Source organism: Roseinatronobacter monicus, assembly GCF_006716865.1.
In the GTDB taxonomy this organism is placed as follows: domain Bacteria; phylum Pseudomonadota; class Alphaproteobacteria; order Rhodobacterales; family Rhodobacteraceae; genus Roseinatronobacter; species Roseinatronobacter monicus.
The window spans coordinates 2,396,120-2,413,789 of sequence record NZ_VFPT01000001.1 but is presented as its reverse complement, the minus strand read 5'-3'; the positions used below and the strand labels follow the sequence as shown (position 1 = coordinate 2,413,789).

Genomic DNA, 17,670 nt, shown 5'->3' with positions numbered 1-17,670 from the left:
CTGGCTCTCTTGCGGTTTACCTTGCGCATTTGCTATCACCGCCACATGCCGCATAATCCCCCATCCCCGCCTGTGCGCCCCATCGTGGCCGTTCTTGCTGTCGTCATTCACGACGGCAAACTGCTTTTGGTACAGCGTGCCAACCCGCCCGATGCCGGGCTTTGGGGGTTTCCGGGCGGCAAGGTCGAATTTGGCGAGACCCTGTTGGCCGCCGCCGAACGGGAATTATTCGAGGAAACGGGCATAACCGCTGTCGCAGAGCGGATCTTCACGGCAGTTGATGCGTATGACCGATCTGATGAGGGTCAGCTTCGGCAACATTTTGTGCTTGTTGCAGTCCGGTGCCAATGGCGCGCAGGCGCTCCAGTCGCCGCAGATGACGCGCTGGATGCGAAGTGGATCGCGTTGCAGGACTTGGAAACGTCCCGCGACTTGAGCCAAGATGTCGCAATGGTTGCACGGCAAGCCGCACAGACTGCATGACGCACTGGTTCAGGGCGCACCCACAGGGGTTTCTTTTGCCCTATGGGCGCTTACGCTCGAATTTTGGTTCGGTTCCGGCCAGAAAGCGGCGGATATTGCCGCTGTGTTTGTAAAATATCATCAAGGTCAGCGCCGCAAACAGCGCGGCCATGCTGCCATGACCAAAGGCCAACGCCAGTGCGGGGCTGAGGGCGCTTGCGATCAGCGCCGACAGCGAGGAATAGCGCGACAGTTTGAACACCACCGCCCAGATGGCGCAGATGGCCAGCGCCACAGGCCATGCCAGCGCAAATGCAGTGCCGATAAAGGTTGCAACCCCCTTGCCCCCCTTGAAGCCCAGATAGACCGGGTAAAGATGGCCCAGAAACGCGGCCAAAGCTGCCGCTTGCGCGGCGTCTTCACCAATAGCCACCCAAGCGATCAGGGCCGCAACCGCGCCCTTGCCCGCGTCGAGGGCCAATGTCAGCGCCCCCGCCAGCTTGTTGCCGGTTCGCATGACATTGGTTGCGCCGATATTGCCAGACCCGATGGCGCGCAGATCGCCAAGGCCCATCACCCGTGCGACCACCACCCCGAAAGGGACCGATCCAAGCATATAGGCCGCCAGCCCGACCAGACCCAAAAGCCAGAATGGTGTCAGCAATTCAGGCATGGTTTACCCCTTGTTGTCATAGACGCAGGTGCCTGCGACATAAGTGGCAAGAACCCGCCCTTCCATGCGTGCCCCGTCAAAGGGTGTGTTCTTGGATTTTGACCGCAGTGCGAAACGGTCCAGCACGAAAGGGGCGTCGGGGTCGAACAGCACCAGATCGGCAGGCGCACCAACCGACAGCCGCCCCCCGTCCAGTCCCAGAAGCTGTGCAGGGTTATAGGACAGTGCGCGCCAGATTTGCGACAGGCTCAGGCCTTCGGAATGATACAGCCGCATCGCCGCCGGAAGCAGGGTTTCCAGCCCGACAGCCCCCGATGCTGCTTCCTCGAATGGCAGGCGCTTGGACTCCTCATCCTGCGGCGTGTGCATCGAGCAGATCACGTCAATCAGTCCCTCGGCCACGGCGCGCACCATCGCATTGCGGTCGGTTTCGCTGCGCAGTGGCGGGGTGAATTTGAAAAAGGTGCGGTAATCGCCGACATCCAACTCGTTCAATGTCAGGTGATGGATGGAAATGCCCGCTGTTACCGGCAACCCGTTGCGCTTGGCGCGCTCCAAGGCGGGCAGGGTGCGTGCGCTGGTGATCTGGTCGGCGTGGTAGCGCACGCCCGTCATCTCGACCAGCCCCATATCGCGGTCAAAGCCCATCCGCTCGGCCATGGCAGACACAGCGGGCAGGCCACGCAGGGATGCGAATTTGCCGCTGGTGGCGCAGGCGCCGGTGGACAGGCCTGCATCTTGTGGGTGCCCTATAATCAGCGCGCCTAAACCTTTGGCATAGGTCATGCAGCGGGCCAGAACCTTGGTGTCGGTCAGAACCCTGTCCCCATCGGTGAACGCCACTGCGCCAGTGTCGAGCAGAAAGGCAATCTCGGACATCTCGCGCCCGTCGCGCGCGCGGGTCAGGGTGGCCATTGCACGGATATTTACGGGGGTGCGCGCCTCGGCGCGGCGGGTGACATATTCCAGCACTTCGGGCGTGTCGATGGCAGGCGTGGTGTCCGGGCGCATGATGATGGTTGTAACCCCGCCCTTGGCCGCTGCCAGACCGGCTGTGCGCAAGGATTCCTTATGTTGCGCGCCCGGCTCGCCGACCTGCACGCCCATATCCACAATGCCGGGGGCAAGGCATTTGCCATCGCAGTCCACATGCACAGCGCCATCAGGGCAGGGCGCGTCGATTTCGGTGATTGTGCCGCCCTGCACCAGCAGAGTGCCAATACGCTCTTCGCCGCGCTCGGGGTCGATCAGGCGGGCGTTGTGAAACCAGATCACGCGGTTTGCCTCCTCAGGGGTTGGGACATATTCGGCCATCAGCCACCCTTGCGCTTGGTGCGCTTTTCGCGCGCCGCTTCAATCTCGGCCACCAGCCCGTCGGACTGGCGGATGTGCTTGATCAGATGCTTGTCGCCCGATTTGGTGATTAACTGGATATCGCCGAAAAACCGCCGCGCGCGCTCAAGTTCCAGCAGATACACCTGCCGCCCCCCCGGACCGACAAGGCGCATATTGCTGAGCACCCAGCGAAATTTCATCTGCTCGGAATACAGCCACAGCCCGCGCACAGCCAGCGCAAGCACTGCGCCCAAGCTGCCGATCGCCACATGGTCCGAGCCGATAAGCGACAGCACCATGCCCACCACGCCCATGCCCAGCACTGCCATTACCCCGTGGTCGCGCCAGTAGGTCGCCTTGTCGGACCGGATCTCGCGCAGTATTTTCTCGCCGGGTTCGGGTTCGAACACCGTATCGCCAAGGCTGCTTTCGCGGATTTCCTCACCCATTTGCGGCCTCTCTCAGTCTTTCGCGCTCGCGTGCGCGGCGCAGGTTGCGCGCCAGCAGGTCCATCGCCGCCATGCGCACGGCGACCCCCATTTCAACCTGTTCCTGAATGACCGAGCGGTTGATGTCATCTGCAATCGCGCCGTCAATCTCGATCCCGCGGTTCATCGGGCCGGGATGCATGACAATCGCATCTTCCTTGGCATAGGCCAGTTTCTCGGCATCCAGCCCATAGCGGTGGAAATATTCGCGCTCTGACGGCACAAAGCCGCCATCCATGCGTTCCCGCTGTAGCCGCAGCATCATCACCACATCCGCCCCTTCCAGCCCCGCGCGCATGTCGTCGAACACTTCAACGCCGAACTCCTCAACGCCCTTGGGCATAAGTGTGGGCGGGCCGACAAGGCGCACGCGGTTTTCCATTTTGCCCAGCAGGATCAGGTTTGAGCGGGCGACGCGGCTATGGGCGATATCGCCGCAAATCGCGATGCTGAGCCGGTGCAACCGGCCTTTCTTGCGCCGTATCGTCAGCGCATCCAGCAGCGCTTGTGTGGGGTGTTCGTGTTTGCCGTCGCCCGCGTTGAGCACGGCGCAATTTACCTTTTCGGCCAGCAGGTTCACCGCCCCCGAACTGCCATGACGCACCACCAGCAAATCGGGGTGCATGGCGTTCAGCGTCAGCGCGGTGTCGATCAGTGTCTCGCCCTTTTTCAGGCTGGATTGCGCCATGGACATGTTCATGACATCCGCGCCCAAGCGTTTTCCCGCCAACTCAAAACTGGCCTGCGTGCGGGTGGACGCCTCGAAAAACATGTTGATTTGCGTCATGCCGGACAGGGCGGTGCCGTGTTTCTCGCTTGATCGGTTCAGCGCGACATATTCGTCAGCCAGATCAAGAATCGACGTAATCTCGGTGGGGTGCAGCGGTTCGATCCCCAGAAGGTGATTCTGTTTGAAAGTCATGCGTCCCCCGCCTTCAGCGCCTGCGCCGTTATAGAAACCGCGTCCCGCGACGACAAGGCCGCTTTACCCTTCGCCGCTGGCAGACTACCTATGACCCCATGAACGCACCGGCAACTTGGGAGACAGATTGGCACGTTGCACGTGCCTGCCTCGACTGGCAGGTCGAGATGGGTGTGGTTGAAGGCATTTGCGACGCGCCTGTCAACCGCTACGCCCTGGACCCCGCCCCTGTCGTGGCCCCGAAGGCCGAAGCGCCCAAATCTGCGAAACTCCCGCCTGCATCCCCGCCCGTCCAGAAGGCGGACCCGGTTGGCGAAGCGCAGGCCATGGCCGAGGCCGCGCCTGATCTGGAAGCGCTGCAAGCAGCCCTTGCCGATTTCCCGCATAGCGAGTTGAAGCGCGGCGCGCGCAATCTGGTGTTCTGCGATGGCCAGCCCGAGGCCCGTGTCATGATCGTGGGAGAGGCACCGGGCCGCGAGGAAGACAGGCAAGGCAAGCCATTCATCGGTGAGGCAGGGCAGTTGCTGGACCGAATGCTGGCCGCAATCAACATGCGCCGCGATCACCCCGACCCAGCGTCGTCAGTCTATATCACCAATATTCTGCCATGGCGCCCGCCGCAAAACCGCGACCCCAGCCCGGATGAACGCGCCATGTTCCGCCCCTTTGTTATGCGGCATATCGAATTGATTAACCCCGACATCCTGATCCTGATGGGGCGCATTTCGGCCATAACGCTGCTGCACAGCAACGAGGCAATTACCCGCATTCGTGGCCAGTGGCGCGAGGTTGCGGGGCGGCCCGCCCTGCCCATGCTGCACCCCGCCTATCTGCTGCGCAACCTCGCCGCCAAGCGCGAAGCATGGGCCGACCTGCTGGACCTGCAAGCCCGCTTAAGGACATTGCCATGAGCCGAATTGACGAAACCAAACCCTTTATGCCGGTGCGCTTCGCAGTGCTTACCGTGTCTGACACCCGCGATCCCGGCACCGACAAATCCGGTGACACTCTTGTCGCGCGGATCGAGGGGGCGGGCCATGTTCTGGCCGCGCGCGACATTGTGCGCGATGAACGCGCACAGATTGCAGCACAGTTGCGCGCATGGTGTGCAGACCCAGAAATTGACGCGATCCTGACCACCGGCGGCACCGGCTTGACCGGCCGCGACGTCACGGTCGAGGCGCACCGCGATGTGTACGAGAAAGAAATCGAGGCGTTTGGCACTGTGTTTACCATCGTCTCGATGCAGAAGATCGGCACATCGGCCGTGCAGTCGCGGGCCTGTGCGGGCGTGGCGCAGGGGACATATCTGTTTGCGCTGCCCGGCTCGCCCGGCGCATGCAAGGATGCGTGGGATGAAATTCTGTCATTTCAATTCGACTTTCGCCACCGGCCTTGCAATTTTGTAGAAATATTTCCCCGTCTCGATGAACATCTGCGACGGAAGTAACGCCTTGTTGCGTTGAAGTTTATTGAACTGATGCAGCTTTTGCGGCGTAGTTTCTTTTGTGTGCCGTCATCCTGAACTGGAATAGCCATGCGATTTCTGACCCGCAGCCTGCTTGGGCTTTTTCTTGCGACCATGTCCATCGCTGCGCTGGGCTATGCGGGCTATACGCTTGTCACCGCGATCCAAAGTCGCGCAGACGTTCCCGGTGGGCCGGGGCAGGGCGCGCGCGAGCGCGTGTTCACGGTCCGGGCATTGCCTGTCACAGCAAGCGAGGTGACGCCAACCCTCTCGGCCTTTGGCGAAGTGCGCACGCGCCGCTCATTGGAATTGCGCGCGCCTGTTGGCGGGCGTGTGCTGGAAGTGGCGCAGGGCTTTGAAGACGGGGCAGAGGTGCGCGAGGGGCAGTTGCTGTTCCGCATAGACCCCGCCGACGCCGAGGCTGCCCTGGCGTTGGAGCGCTCAGACCTTGCCCGCGCCGAGTCAGAGTTGCGTGACGCAACCCGCGCGCTGGACCTTGCTGGCGAAGATGTGGCCGCCGCGCAGGCGCAGTTTGACCTGCGTGTCCGCGCGCTGGACCGCCGTCAGGAATTGGCAGAACGCGGCGTCTCGACTGAAGCCGCGCTGGAGGAGGCAGAGCTTGCGCTGTCATCCGCACGACAGGCAACTGTCGGACGCAGGCAGGCCGAAGCACAAGCCATCGCCCGCCGCGATCAGGCCGAAAGCGCGCTGGAGCGTCAGCGCATCTCATTGGCCGAGGCCGAGCGCCGCCTGTCCGATACGCGGGTCTATGCAAATTTTGGCGGAACACTGGCCGATGTCAGCATCGTGCAAGGCGGGCTGGTAAGTTCGAATGAACAGCTTGGCCGCATCATCGACCCCGACTCGCTTGAGGTCGCAGTTCGCGTCTCGACGGCGCAATATTTGCGCCTGATTGATGATGACGGGCGCCTGCAAAGCAGCGAGGCCGAGGTCGCGCTGGAAGTCGCCGGGTTCGAGATTACCTCGCCCGCGCGGTTGGTCCGGGCCTCTGCCACTGTGGAGCAGGGGCAAAGCGGGCGGCAATTGTTTGTCGAACTGGTCGCGCCGCGCGGCTTTCGCCCCGGCGATTTCGTGACGGTACGCCTACAGGAACCTGCATTACAAGATGTGGCGCTTTTGCCTGCAACGGCAGTGAATGCCGCGGGCAATGTGCTGGTCATCAATGATGACAATCGCCTAAGCGCGCGGCCTGTCACAATCGTGCGGCGTCAGGGCGACAGCGTTCTGGTTGAAGCGGGCGCGCTTGCCGGACTGGAGATTGTTCGCGAGATCGGCCCAAGCCTTGGGACGGGCATTCTGGTGCGCCCGCAGCGCGAAACTGCCACGGGTGAAGTGGTGCTTGACGCGCCGGAAATGGTGACGCTCGACCCGGAACGCCGTGCCCGCCTGATTGCGCAGGTCGAAGGCAACACAGGTATGCCCGAAACGGTGCGTGCGCGCATGATTGCGCAACTGTCGGAAGATACGGTGCCAGCCAGTATGTTGGAACGGCTGGAAACTGACAATGCCGGTCGCCCGCAACGTGGGGGATAAGGCATGATCGTGCGCAGCACCAAGGACCGATTGGCCGTGCAGGCACTGGGCATATTCCGGTATTTCACGCGCCACAAAACTGCCGCCAACCTGTTGCTTGTCATCATGATCGTGTCGGGTCTGGCGGCTATTCCCCAGATGCGCGCCCAGTTCTTTCCGGATGTTGTTGTCGACACTGTCTCGGTCGATATTCGCTGGCCGGGGGCAGGGGCGGAAGATCTGGATCGCGGTGTCGCCCAACTGGTTGGGCCCGCGCTGCAAGCCGTGGACGGTGTGACCAGCGTTACCGCCCAATCGCGCGAGGGGCGCGCCAGCTTCAGTCTGGAATTTGAAACCGGTTGGGACATGTCGCGCGCCAATTCTGATGTGCAAGACGCGCTGGATGCGGTCGGAAATCTGCCTGAGGATGTGGAAGCCCCTGTCACCCGTCGTTCAAGCTGGGCGGATCGGGTGACAAATGTGGTTGTGACTGGCCCTGTCGCGGTGGAGCAACTGGCGCGCTTTGCCGATGAATTTGCGGCAAGGCTGTATAATGCAGGTATTACCCGCACCAGCATTCGGGGGGTGGCCAGCGCCGAAGTGCTGGTCGAGGTGCAGACGCGCAACCTGATCGAACAAGATCTGAGCATGGCCGACATTGCGCAGGCCATACGCAGCACTGTCAGCACAGACCCCTCAGGCGAGGTGTCGTCTGGCATGTCGCGTGTCCGCACAGGGGCAGAGCGCCGTACCGCCGAGCAGATGGCGGAAATCGCATTGCGCACCCGCGCCGATGGCACAGTGCTTCGGCTGGGCGATGTCGCGGTCCTGAGCGAGGGCGGCATCGACCGTGACCGCGCTTTCTGGGTCGATGACAACCCTGCAATCACCCTGCGCGTGGACCGATCAGAGCGTGGCGATGCTATTGATATTCAGGCGCGCGTGCAGGCAATGGCAGAAGTGATGAACCGCGATCTGCCCGAGGGCGTCAAGTTCGAGCTGGTCTCGACGCGGGCGGAATTCATCTCTGGCCGGATCATGATACTGGTCAAGAACGCGACGTTGGGCTTGGGCCTTGTGGTGGTCTTGTTGTTCTTGTTCCTGAATGCGCGCACGGCGTTTTGGGTGTCGGCAGGTATCCCGGCGGCGATGCTGGCCGCGATTGCGGTGATGTATCTGATGGGGCTAAGCTTCAACATGATCTCGCTGTTTGCGCTGATCATCACGCTGGGGATCGTGGTCGATGATGCGATTGTGGTGGGCGAACACGCCGACTACCGGGCGCGGGAACTGGGCGAGTCGCCCGCAGAAGCGGCCGAGAATGCGGCCACCCGTATGGCGCAGCCAGTCTTTGCGGCCACGATCACGACAGTTCTCGCCTTTGGCGCGCTTATTCTTGTGGGGGGGCGCTTTGGCAGTCTGATTGCCGATATTCCGCTGACCGTGATTGCGGTCTTGATTGCGTCACTGGTCGAGTGTTTTCTGATCCTGCCCAACCACATGTATCACGCGATTGCCAGCGGTCTGAAAGAGCGGTGGTATGACTGGCCCTCGCGGCAGGTCAATCGCGGTTTCAAATGGGTGCGTGAACGCGCGTTCCGGCCCTTTATGGCGTTTGTCATCGCGGCGCGCTATCCGGTTGTGGCGGGCCTGATCGCGCTGCTGACAATTCAGATGTCGCATCTGGTGCGGGGTGATTTGCCGTTCAGGTTCTTCAACCCGCCGGAGCAAGGCTCGATCTCCGGCAACATTGTTATGACGGACGGTGCGACCCGCGCCGATACGCTGGAAATGTTGCGCGAATTGCAGCGCGCAACTGCCGCACTCGCCGCCCGCACCGAGGAAGAGACCGGCACCAACCCCGTGCTGTTCGTCATGGCCGAGCTTGGTGGCCATGCGGGACGGGCGCTTGCCTCTGCTGAGAACAAAGAGGGTGACCTTCTTGGGGCCATCTCCATCGACCTTGTGGATGCGGATTTTCGCAGCATGTCTTCCGCAGCTTTTGCATCAGCCTTGCAAGATGAAGTCCAGCCCTTGCCCCGGCTTGAAGAATTCAGTTTCCGCTCATGGGGCACCGGGCCGGGAGGGGATTCAATCTCGGTCGATCTGAGCGGGGGGGATGCCGAGACGCTGAAAGCGGCCTCTGAGGCATTGCGCGCGGCACTTGTGCCCTTTCCCGAAATCACAGGGCTGGAAGACAATCTGCCCTATGACAAGCAAGAATTGCTGTTGCAACTGACCCCGCAAGGGCAGGCGCTGGGCTTCACCATTGAGGGGCTTTCGCGCGATCTGCGCAACCGGCTGTCGGGCATAGAGGCAGCGACCTTCCCCGATGGGTTGCGTACAGGTCGCATTCGCGTGGAAGTCCCACAATCCGAACGCGCGGCTGATTTTCTGGACAGCATGATGATGCGTGCCGAATCCGGCAGCCATGTGCCGCTGGGCGACATTGTTTCGGTGTCCGAGCGGCAGGGCTTTTCAACGGTGCGGCGCGAGAATGGTGTGCGTGTGGTCACTGTCTCGGGCGATCTGTCCGAGGATGATCCCGCCCGTGCGCGCGAGATCACGCGCCTGCTGACCGAGCGTATTCTCCCCGATCTGGAGTCCGATTTCGGCATCGTGACGCGGCTGTCGGGGCAAGCCGAGCAGGAACGCGAATTCCTGACCGATGCGGCTATCGGCATCGGGTTATGCCTGATCCTGATCTATCTGACGCTGGCTTGGGTGTTTTCCAGTTGGCTGCGTCCCTTGGTCGTGATGGCGGTTATTCCTTTTGGGCTGATCGGGGTGATTTACGGGCATCTGAGCTGGAACATGGCCATGTCCATGTTCTCGGTTGTCGGGGTCATGGGGATGGCAGGGATTATCATAAACGATTCCATTGTGTTGGTGACCACGGTCGATCAATACGCCCGCGACCGGGGGCTGATCCCGTCGATCATTGATGCAACCTGCGACCGCTTGCGCCCTGTGCTGCTGACGACACTGACCACTGTGCTGGGCCTGACGCCTTTGCTGTTCGAGAACTCGACTCAGGCGGCGTTCCTGAAGCCAACAGTCATTACGCTGGTATACGGGCTGGGGTTTGGCATGTTCATCGTGTTGCTGTTGGTGCCTGCGGTACTGGCCATTGGGCACGACATGCGCCGTCAGGTCATATCGCTGCGCCGGTCACTGACGCAGCCTGCGCGTGGCGTGGCGCTGGTGCCGATGATTGCAGCGCTGGTTTTGGGGGTCTGGTTTGCGGCAACGATGGGCAGTGTGATGGTGTCGGGCACGATGCCTTTGCCCCACTTCCTGACCGCACTGGCAGAGGCGCCGATGCGCGCGGCCATGATCCTGTTTATGGGCGGTGCGGCGCTGGGCTTGGCGGTGGCGTGGATATTGGGCGCTATGGGGCTGTGGATGGGGGCGCGCCGCAAGGTCGCGTCAGTCTGACAGCGCGCAGCCCTGATGCACAGTTGTTCCGTGTTCGCTGACCACGCTGATCCGCACGGCCGATCGGTCAATGGACCCGCCGGTCTTGGTGCGAAACAATGTCTGTCCGGTCAACGTGTCGCCCTGACGCTGCGTCGGCATTACCCGCGCCGGCATCGTCGTGCCCAGCATTTCAACCAATACAAATTCGTCAGTGCCTTGTGGCGGCATTTGCAGGCTGGCACTCAGCCGCAATCCGCGCTTGTCGGGGCTGATGGCGCAACTGATCCCGTTCAATCCTGCGGTGCTCGCATCGCGTGGGCGGTGGGTCAATGCGGCTGCGATCACACCGTCTGGCGCGCCTTTGCCATTTACCGCTGCATTCAGCGACAGATCGACCGGAATGCAAATGTCAGCGCAGACCCCGACAGACAGGGTGGCATTCAACTCTACCGGCAGGCTTGGGTCGATGGGGGTCAGCTCGATGGGCAGAACGATGTCATCGGCGTAGCCGATGCTGGCAAAGCCTGCCATTATAAACAGTCGGGGTTCCGGCCACAGAATGCGCGCGCCCGCCAGATTTCGGGATGCGGAAATATCCAGCTTGGGCGCGATCCCGCTTTCGCCCGGATGGCGCCAATAGGTGATCCAGTCTTGGGCCAGTTGCAAATGCAGCGCGGCCATATAGGTGCCCGCATCGGTTTTCCAACCGGGACGCATATTGGCCTCGATAATCTCGGAGGGATGCGGTGCCTGTGCATGGCCCGCAAACGGGGCCGCCAAAGCGCAAAGGGTAGCGAGGGTGCGAAACATATTCATCGTCTCCTAGATTCCCTGAGCAGGCCGGGAAGGGAAGTCACAAGGGCGCGACTTGGCACGGCTGTGACCATAAAAGCATGTCTGTCTGACATTTGCCCCCCTTGGCAAGGCGTGAGAACACATGCATGCTAACGTGCGTGCCACAACCCGGACAGATATGACACAACTTATCGGAAAACTGCTGATCGCCATGCCGTCAATGCCGGACCCCCGATTCGCGCATTCAGTGGTGTTTTTATGCGCCCATTCCGAGAGCGGCGCTATGGGCGTAATCATCAACAAACCGTTGCCAGATCTGAACCTGATCAAACTGATGGAACATCTGAACATTGAGGCCACCGAGGCAGGCAGAGGGCTTGGCTCGGATGCGGTTGATGGCCCTGTGCATTTCGGCGGTCCGGTCGAAACCTCGCGCGGGTTCGTGCTGCATTCGCCGGATTTCTTCAATGCAGAAGGCAGTTTGCAAGTGTCTGACGGAATCGTTCTGAGTACATCTGTGGAAGTGCTGGCCGAGATGGCGCGCGGGCAGGGGCCAGCGCAGTCGATCGTGGCCCTTGGCTATGCCGGATGGGGGCCTGAGCAACTGGACGGTGAAATTCAGGCAGGTGGCTGGCTGATTGCTGACGGTGTGCCAGATATGCTGTTTGGCACAGAGGATGCGGGCAAGTGGAGCGCCGCGCTTGGGCAGATCGGGGTTGATCCGCGGCTTTTATCCGGGGCGTCGGGTCACGCCTGAAGGTCGGTGCCGATCAGCGCGGCCGCAAATTCTTCGGGATCAAACGCCTGCAAATCGTCGATCTGCTCGCCCACACCGATGGCATGGATCGGCAGGCCGAACCGGTCTGCCAACGCCACCAGAACACCACCGCGCGCCGTGCCATCAAGCTTGGTCATGACCAGCCCTGTGACATCTGCCAGCTTGCGGAATATCTCGACCTGATTAAGGGCGTTCTGCCCTGTCGTCGCATCCAGCACCAGCAATGTGTTGTGGGGCGCATCTGGGTCCAGCTTGCGCAGCACGCGCAGGATTTTGGCCAGCTCCTCCATCAGATCGGCGCGGTTTTGCAGCCGTCCGGCGGTGTCAATCATCAGCAAATCCACGCCTTCCGCTTTGGCCCGCGCCAGCGCGTCATAGGCAAGGCTTGCCGGGTCTGATCCCTCTGGCGCGGTCATCACTGGCACACCAGCGCGGGTGCCCCAGATTTGCAACTGCTCGACTGCGGCGGCGCGGAATGTATCGCCTGCCGCGATCATCACCGATTTTCCGGCCTCGCGGAACTGGCTGGCCAATTTGCCGATTGTCGTAGTCTTGCCCGCGCCATTTACCCCCACCACCAGCACGACTTGCGGGCGCGCGGCATAGAGGGGCATGGGCTTGGCCACAGGGTCCATGATGCGGGTGATTTCATCAGCCAGCGCTGACTTGATCTCGTTCACCGACATTTTGCGCCCAAAGCGCCCCTCGGCCAGATTGGCACTGACGCGCATGGCGGTTTCCACACCCATGTCAGACTGGATCAGCAACTCTTCCAGCCGTTCCAGCATGTCGTCATCCAGCACCCGGCGCGGTGCATCATCGCGGCTGAGCATCCGGTCAATCAGTCCGGGTTTCGCGGGCTGGGGCTGTGCGGGGTCGGGTGCAGGTCGCGGCTCTGGCACGACATCGGGGTTGTCCGGGGCTTGCGGGGGCGGCGGCAGGTCTTCGCCCGTGTCGTCCACAAGCGCTTCCAGCCCCTCGTCGAGTTTCGAGGAGGAGCGGAACATCCGCTCTTTCAGCTTCTTGAAAAACGACATGCGCTGATCCTTGTCTTGCCTCGCTCAGAGCTACCTGATGAATGGCGCTTTGGAAAGCACCCGAAACCTGCAAACAGTGGCAAAATGCGCGGCTGTGCAGGACGTGTGTGCGTGCTATGGCTGTTTCACGTCGTGATTACCGGAAAAATGAATATGCCCCTTTTCCCTTTTGCGCTTGCTGCGCTTACCCCCGTCATTTTGCTGGGCCTTGGCGCGGTGCAGGGTGGCATATGGATATGGCTGGCACTGGGCTATATTTCAATCATGGCCTTTGCGCTGGATGAGATTGTTCATCTGCTCACCCCCCCATCTGACCCGGACGGCAGCGCAGCCTCGGCCAATGCGCTGTCCGTGGCGCTGGCGGTCAGCCATTTCGGGCTTCTGGCCTTGGGTGTGATGGCTGTAAGCGGCGCAACTGGACTGAGCATGGCCGAACGTATCGCTGCCTTTCTTGGCTTTGGCTTATTCTTCGGGCAGATCAGCATCGCCAATGCGCATGAGTTGATCCACCGCACCGGTCGCGGTTTGTTTAGCTTGGGCAAGTGGGTGTTCATTTCCATGCTCTACGGCCATGTCACCACCTCGCACCGGCTGTTGCACCATCCGCATGTCGCAACCCCAAAAGACCCGAATTTTCCGCCCAAGGGCACCAGTTTCTACCGCTACCTGCCCCGCAGCCTATGGCGCAATTTCACTGAGGGGTACCGCGTGGAACAGGTCCGCGCCGCGCGCTCCGGGCGGATGAACCCTTATGCGACATATCTGGGCGGGGCCTTTGCGGTGCTGGCGCTTGGCTGGCTTGCGCTGGGGTGGGCGGGTGTCGCGGCCTTGGTGGGGTTCGGGGGCTATGCGCAATTCCAGCACGCAATGGTCGATTACCTCCAGCATTATGGCCTTGCTCGCCGCGAATTGCCCGATGGCAGCTACGCGCCGCAGCAAACACATCACAGCTGGAACAGTCCGCATTGGTTTTCAGCGCTGATGACTGTCAATGTCACCCGCCACTCTGACCACCACGCACATCCGGGGCGAATCTATCCGGCCTTGCGTCTGACGCCGGATATGCCGATGCTGCCCTATAGCTTGCCCGCGATGGGTGTGATTGCGTTGCTGCCGTCGCTATGGTTCAAGATGATGGACCGGCGCGTTGACCGTGTTCTGGCCAAGGCACAAGGAGAGCTCGAATGAAGCAGATCAGGAATATCGCCATTCTGGCCCTGATGGCCTGTCTTGGCACCCCGCTTGTGGCACAGACCCCCATGAGCGCAGCTGAGTTTGAGGCCTATGTCACAGGCCGGACCCTGACCTTCGGATTGGATGGCGTGCCCTACGGAATAGAAGAATTCCGTCCGGGTCGGCGCACCACATGGGCCTTCATGGGCGATGAATGCCGCGAGGGGCATTGGTTCGACCGGGACGAGCAGATTTGCTTTGTCTATGATGACATGCCCCAGCAGGAACATTGCTGGATATTCTGGCGCGGCGATGAGGGGCTGAACGCCCGCTTCATCGGGGATGGCGAGCAAACCGAGCTATACGAGGTTCAGCGCAGCAGCCGCCCGCTGATCTGTCCGGGGCCAGAGGTCGGGGTTTAGCGCCACTGCACGCTTGCGCTTTGTCCTCGGCCATCTGTCGCGTAGATTTGAGCGCTTTGCGGACTGTCCCCAAGCGCGGAATCAAGGGCGTCAGCCCGCCGCGCATCGCCGGGCCGCCCACGGGCACGGCGATTTGGCTGCCACCAGCACAACGCTCTGATCTTGCTCGGATGTGGCTGGCATAAAGTGCTTTAACTTCAATTGCGGATCGCCGCACCGCGGCCCGACGCTGCGCGGCTTTGCACCCGGAAACGCAATGCCTGCAAAGTCCCGCAAAGCCGCCACCCAAACGCAGGCCATCGCTTTCGCTGAGGGCTATCAGGCCAACCGGCAGGGCGCATACATGCCCGGCGCAGTGCATATCACGCGTGTCACGCTCAGAGTGTTACAGCGCGCGCCAGCCGATATCGCGGCGACAAAACCCTTCGGGCCAGTCGATCTGATCCACCATGTCATAGGCGTGCGCATGTGCCTCGGCCAATGTGGACCCGCGCGCGGTTACATTCAGCACTCGCCCGCCATTGGCCACCACCCGCGCCCCGTCTGCCTGCGTGCCTGCGTGAAACACCATATGCGCGCTGTCTGACGGGCAATTTTCCAGCCCCCTGATCTCGCTGCCCTTGGCATAGGCACCCGGATAACCCTGTGCGGCCATAACCACCGTCAAGGCATGGTCATCCGCCCAGTTGACCGCAACCTCATCCAACCGCCCTTCGGCGCAGGCCAGCATCAGGTCCAGTGCCTGCGCGCCCAACCGCATCATCAGCACTTGCGCTTCTGGGTCGCCAAATCGCGCGTTATATTCCACCAGCCGCGGCTTGCCGTCTCTGATCATCAGACCTGCATAGAGCACACCCTGATACGGCGTGCCACGCCGCGCCATCTCGGCCATTGTGGGGCGGATGATCTGCTCGAGTGCAGCCTGCGCAATCGCATCACTCAGAACCGGAGCGGGGGAGTACGCCCCCATCCCGCCTGTATTTGGCCCGGTGTCGCCCTCGCCCACACGCTTGTGATCCTGCGCGGTGCCGATGGGCAGGCAGGTTTCACCATCCACCAGCACAAAGAAACTGGCCTCCTCGCCGTCCATGAATTCCTCGATCACCACTTCTGCCCCAGCGGCCCCGAACTCGCCGTCAAACATGGTGTCGACGGCGTCCAGTGCTTCGGCCTCAGTCATGGCAACGATCACGCCTTTGCCTGCGGCCAGACCATCGGCCTTGACAACAATCGGCGCGCCTTGCGCGCGGATATAGTCACGCGCGGGCGGGGCTTGGGTGAAATGGGCGTAACGCGCGGTCGGGGCCCCAACTGCGGCGCAAATCTCTTTGGTAAAGGCCTTTGAGGCTTCCAGTCGTGCGGCCGCCGACGAGGGGCCAAAGCGACTAAGACCCACGGCGCGCAACCGGTCGGCCACCCCTGCCGCCAAGGGCGCTTCCGGCCCGATGACAACAAAATCAATCGCGTTCTCTTCGCAGAACGTGATCACGGCGCTGCCATCGCAGATATCCAGATCAGCGCATTCCGCGATCATCGCCATGCCCGCATTGCCCGGCGCACAGATCAGCCGGTCACATTTGGGGTTTTGCAAAATGGCCCATGCCAGCGCATGTTCACGCCCGCCACTGCCCAGAACCAGAATATTCATGACCCGCCCTCTCTTGGCACCTTCGCGCTCGCGTTCTAGGGTGGCTTTGCGCCCGTGACAAGCAAAGGCCACAGAATGGATCTGATCGACGAACCCGTCAGCAACACCCCTGAATTTTCAGTCTCGGAAATATCCGGGGCGGTCAAGCGCGTGCTGGAGGGGGAATTCGGGCGCGTACGCGTGCGCGGCGAAGTCGGGCGCGTGGTCGTGGCGCGCACAGGGCATATGTATTTCGACCTCAAGGATGACCGCGCGGTGATCGCCAGTGTCAGCTGGAAGGGGCAGGTCGCGCGCATGACCGTCAAACCGGAAGAGGGGATGGAGGTTATCGCAACCGGTCGGCTGACCACCTTTGCCCCGCAATCAAAATACCAGCTTCAGGTCGAAAGCGTCGAGCCTGCGGGCGCAGGCGCGCTGATGGCTATGCTGGAAAAACGCAAGGCCGCATTGGCCGCCGAGGGGCTGTTCGCGCCCGAGCGGAAAAAACGCCTGCCCTATCTGCCGCGCGTGATCGGTGTTGTCACCTCGCCGCAGGGGGCGGTGATTCGGGACATTCTGCACCGGTTGCAGGACCGGTTTGGCGTGTATGTGCTGCTCTGGCCTGTTGCGGTGCAGGGGCAAGGTTGCGCCCCAGAGGTTGCGCGCGCAATTGCAGGTTTCAATGCATTGCCGCAAGGCGGGGACATCCTGCGCCCCGATGTGGTGATCGTCGCGCGCGGCGGTGGCTCGATCGAGGATCTCTGGGGGTTTAATGAGGAAATCGTCGTGCGCGCCGTTGCCGCAAGCGACATACCGCTAATTTCTGCGGTGGGCCATGAAACCGATACAACGCTGATTGACCATGCCGCAGATCAACGCGCCCCCACCCCGAGTGCTGCGGCGGAAATCGCGGTTCCGGTCCATGCTGATCTTCTGGCCCATGTCGCGGGCCTTGATGCGCGGCTGATCCGGGCGGCAGCCCAGTCCGTCAGCCAGCGTCGGCAGCGATTGTCAGATATGGCGCGCGCGCTGCCCCGCGCAGACACCCTTCTGGCGCCTGCAACCCAGCGCTTCGATCAATGGGCCGAGCGCTTTCCCGGCTCGCTGCGGGCGCTGATGGCAACCAAATCACAAGAGTTGCGCAGCACTGCCGCCGGTTTGCGGGCCACTACAATCCGGTTCCAGATCGACAAATCCCGCGAACAACTTGAAACCCGCAGCACCCGCGCAGCGCGCGCGATCACGGCGCAGCTTGACCAACAGTCCACCCGCCTTGCCGCACTCGAACGCCTGCGCCAGTCGCTGGGCTATCCGGCCACATTGCAGCGCGGCTATGCTGTGGTGCGCGACGCGCAAGGCACTGTGCTGACCAAGGCCGCCGACGCTGCCAAGGCGCAGATGCTTGAAATAGAGTTCGCCGATGCAAGCCTTGCTGCCATCCCCCAAAAGACCAGCAAGCCGCAGAAGCCGAAATCCACGCCACCACCGCCCCAGCAAGGCAGCTTGTTCTGATCATTTTCTTGCGCCAAATACTCCG

Annotated in this window: 16 protein-coding genes; 9 read left to right on the top strand and 7 right to left on the bottom strand. The window is 61.8% G+C overall.

The features are described from left to right. The first annotated feature begins 45 nt into the window (after positions 1-45). Positions 46-483, top strand: coding sequence for an NUDIX hydrolase (locus tag BD293_RS11550; RefSeq protein ID WP_142081892.1), 438 nt, complete (start codon positions 46-48; stop codon positions 481-483). A gap of 40 nt (positions 484-523) precedes the next feature. Here the strand turns inward: BD293_RS11550 and plsY are convergent, their stop codons facing one another. Genes plsY through BD293_RS11530 form a run of 4 tightly spaced genes read right to left on the bottom strand, consistent with a single transcriptional unit; the run spans position 524 to position 3,880 of the window. Then, a complete protein-coding gene (gene plsY / locus BD293_RS11545) occupies positions 524-1,135 on the bottom strand; it encodes a glycerol-3-phosphate 1-O-acyltransferase PlsY (protein WP_142081890.1) in 612 nt (203 codons plus the stop codon). 3 nt (positions 1,136-1,138) lie between these two features. Then, on the bottom strand, positions 1,139-2,449 hold the full coding sequence (gene pyrC / locus BD293_RS11540; protein ID WP_142081887.1) for a dihydroorotase: 1,311 nt from the start codon (positions 2,447-2,449) through the stop codon (positions 1,139-1,141). Next, a complete protein-coding gene (locus BD293_RS11535) occupies positions 2,449-2,919 on the bottom strand; it encodes a hypothetical protein (RefSeq protein WP_142081885.1) in 471 nt (156 codons plus the stop codon). Before BD293_RS11535 ends, pyrC begins: the two co-directional genes overlap by 1 nt. After that, positions 2,912-3,880 (bottom strand): aspartate carbamoyltransferase catalytic subunit, encoded by a 969-nt coding sequence (locus tag BD293_RS11530; RefSeq protein WP_142081883.1) that lies wholly within the window; start codon positions 3,878-3,880, stop codon positions 2,912-2,914. The genes BD293_RS11535 and BD293_RS11530 overlap by 8 nt, the downstream gene beginning before the upstream one ends. A gap of 98 nt (positions 3,881-3,978) precedes the next feature. Between BD293_RS11530 and BD293_RS11525 the strand changes: the two genes are divergently transcribed. From BD293_RS11525 to BD293_RS11510, 4 genes are all read left to right on the top strand, one after another. Further along, the gene (locus BD293_RS11525; protein ID WP_142081880.1) at positions 3,979-4,791 is read left to right on the top strand and encodes a uracil-DNA glycosylase; all 813 of its coding nucleotides are present in this window, start codon (positions 3,979-3,981) and stop codon (positions 4,789-4,791) included. Next, positions 4,788-5,330 (top strand): molybdenum cofactor biosynthesis protein B, encoded by a 543-nt coding sequence (gene moaB / locus BD293_RS11520; RefSeq protein WP_142081878.1) that lies wholly within the window; start codon positions 4,788-4,790, stop codon positions 5,328-5,330. The genes BD293_RS11525 and moaB overlap by 4 nt, the downstream gene beginning before the upstream one ends. A gap of 87 nt (positions 5,331-5,417) precedes the next feature. Beyond that, positions 5,418-6,902: an efflux RND transporter periplasmic adaptor subunit gene (locus tag BD293_RS11515; RefSeq protein ID WP_142081877.1), complete on the top strand. Its 1,485-nt coding sequence runs from the start codon at positions 5,418-5,420 to the stop codon at positions 6,900-6,902. Positions 6,903-6,905: 3 nt separating this feature from the next. After that, positions 6,906-10,319, top strand: a complete 3,414-nt coding sequence (locus BD293_RS11510; protein WP_142081875.1) for an efflux RND transporter permease subunit — start codon at positions 6,906-6,908, stop codon at positions 10,317-10,319. Here the strand turns inward: BD293_RS11510 and BD293_RS11505 are convergent. Next, positions 10,311-11,111, bottom strand: coding sequence for a protein-disulfide reductase DsbD domain-containing protein (locus tag BD293_RS11505; RefSeq protein WP_170207119.1), 801 nt, complete (start codon positions 11,109-11,111; stop codon positions 10,311-10,313). The genes BD293_RS11510 and BD293_RS11505 overlap by 9 nt on opposite strands. A gap of 163 nt (positions 11,112-11,274) precedes the next feature. On the opposite strand from BD293_RS11505, the gene BD293_RS11500 reads away from it, so the two are divergent. Then, the gene (locus BD293_RS11500; RefSeq protein ID WP_142081871.1) at positions 11,275-11,853 is read left to right on the top strand and encodes a YqgE/AlgH family protein; all 579 of its coding nucleotides are present in this window, start codon (positions 11,275-11,277) and stop codon (positions 11,851-11,853) included. Here BD293_RS11500 and ftsY read toward each other — a convergent pair. Next, positions 11,844-12,911, bottom strand: coding sequence for a signal recognition particle-docking protein FtsY (gene ftsY, locus BD293_RS11495; RefSeq protein ID WP_142081868.1), 1,068 nt, complete (start codon positions 12,909-12,911; stop codon positions 11,844-11,846). The two genes, BD293_RS11500 and ftsY, sit on opposite strands and share 10 nt — an antisense overlap. Positions 12,912-13,064: 153 nt before the next feature. Here ftsY and BD293_RS11490 point away from each other — a divergent pair, with 153 nt between their 5' ends. Beyond that, positions 13,065-14,099: an alkane 1-monooxygenase gene (locus tag BD293_RS11490; protein WP_246086277.1), complete on the top strand. Its 1,035-nt coding sequence runs from the start codon at positions 13,065-13,067 to the stop codon at positions 14,097-14,099. After that, a complete protein-coding gene (locus BD293_RS11485) occupies positions 14,096-14,506 on the top strand; it encodes a hypothetical protein (protein WP_246086276.1) in 411 nt (136 codons plus the stop codon). The genes BD293_RS11490 and BD293_RS11485 overlap by 4 nt, the downstream gene beginning before the upstream one ends. A gap of 385 nt (positions 14,507-14,891) precedes the next feature. Here BD293_RS11485 and purD read toward each other — a convergent pair whose 3' ends face one another. Further along, complete coding sequence (gene purD, locus BD293_RS11480; RefSeq protein ID WP_142081863.1) at positions 14,892-16,154, bottom strand: phosphoribosylamine--glycine ligase; 1,263 nt, start codon at positions 16,152-16,154, stop codon at positions 14,892-14,894. Positions 16,155-16,229: 75 nt separating this feature from the next. Between purD and xseA the strand changes: the two genes are divergently transcribed. Continuing rightward, positions 16,230-17,645 carry an exodeoxyribonuclease VII large subunit gene (gene xseA / locus BD293_RS11475; RefSeq protein ID WP_142081852.1) on the top strand — a complete coding sequence of 472 codons (1,416 nt, stop codon included), beginning with the start codon at positions 16,230-16,232 and terminating at the stop codon, positions 17,643-17,645. Positions 17,646-17,670 lie beyond the last annotated feature (25 nt).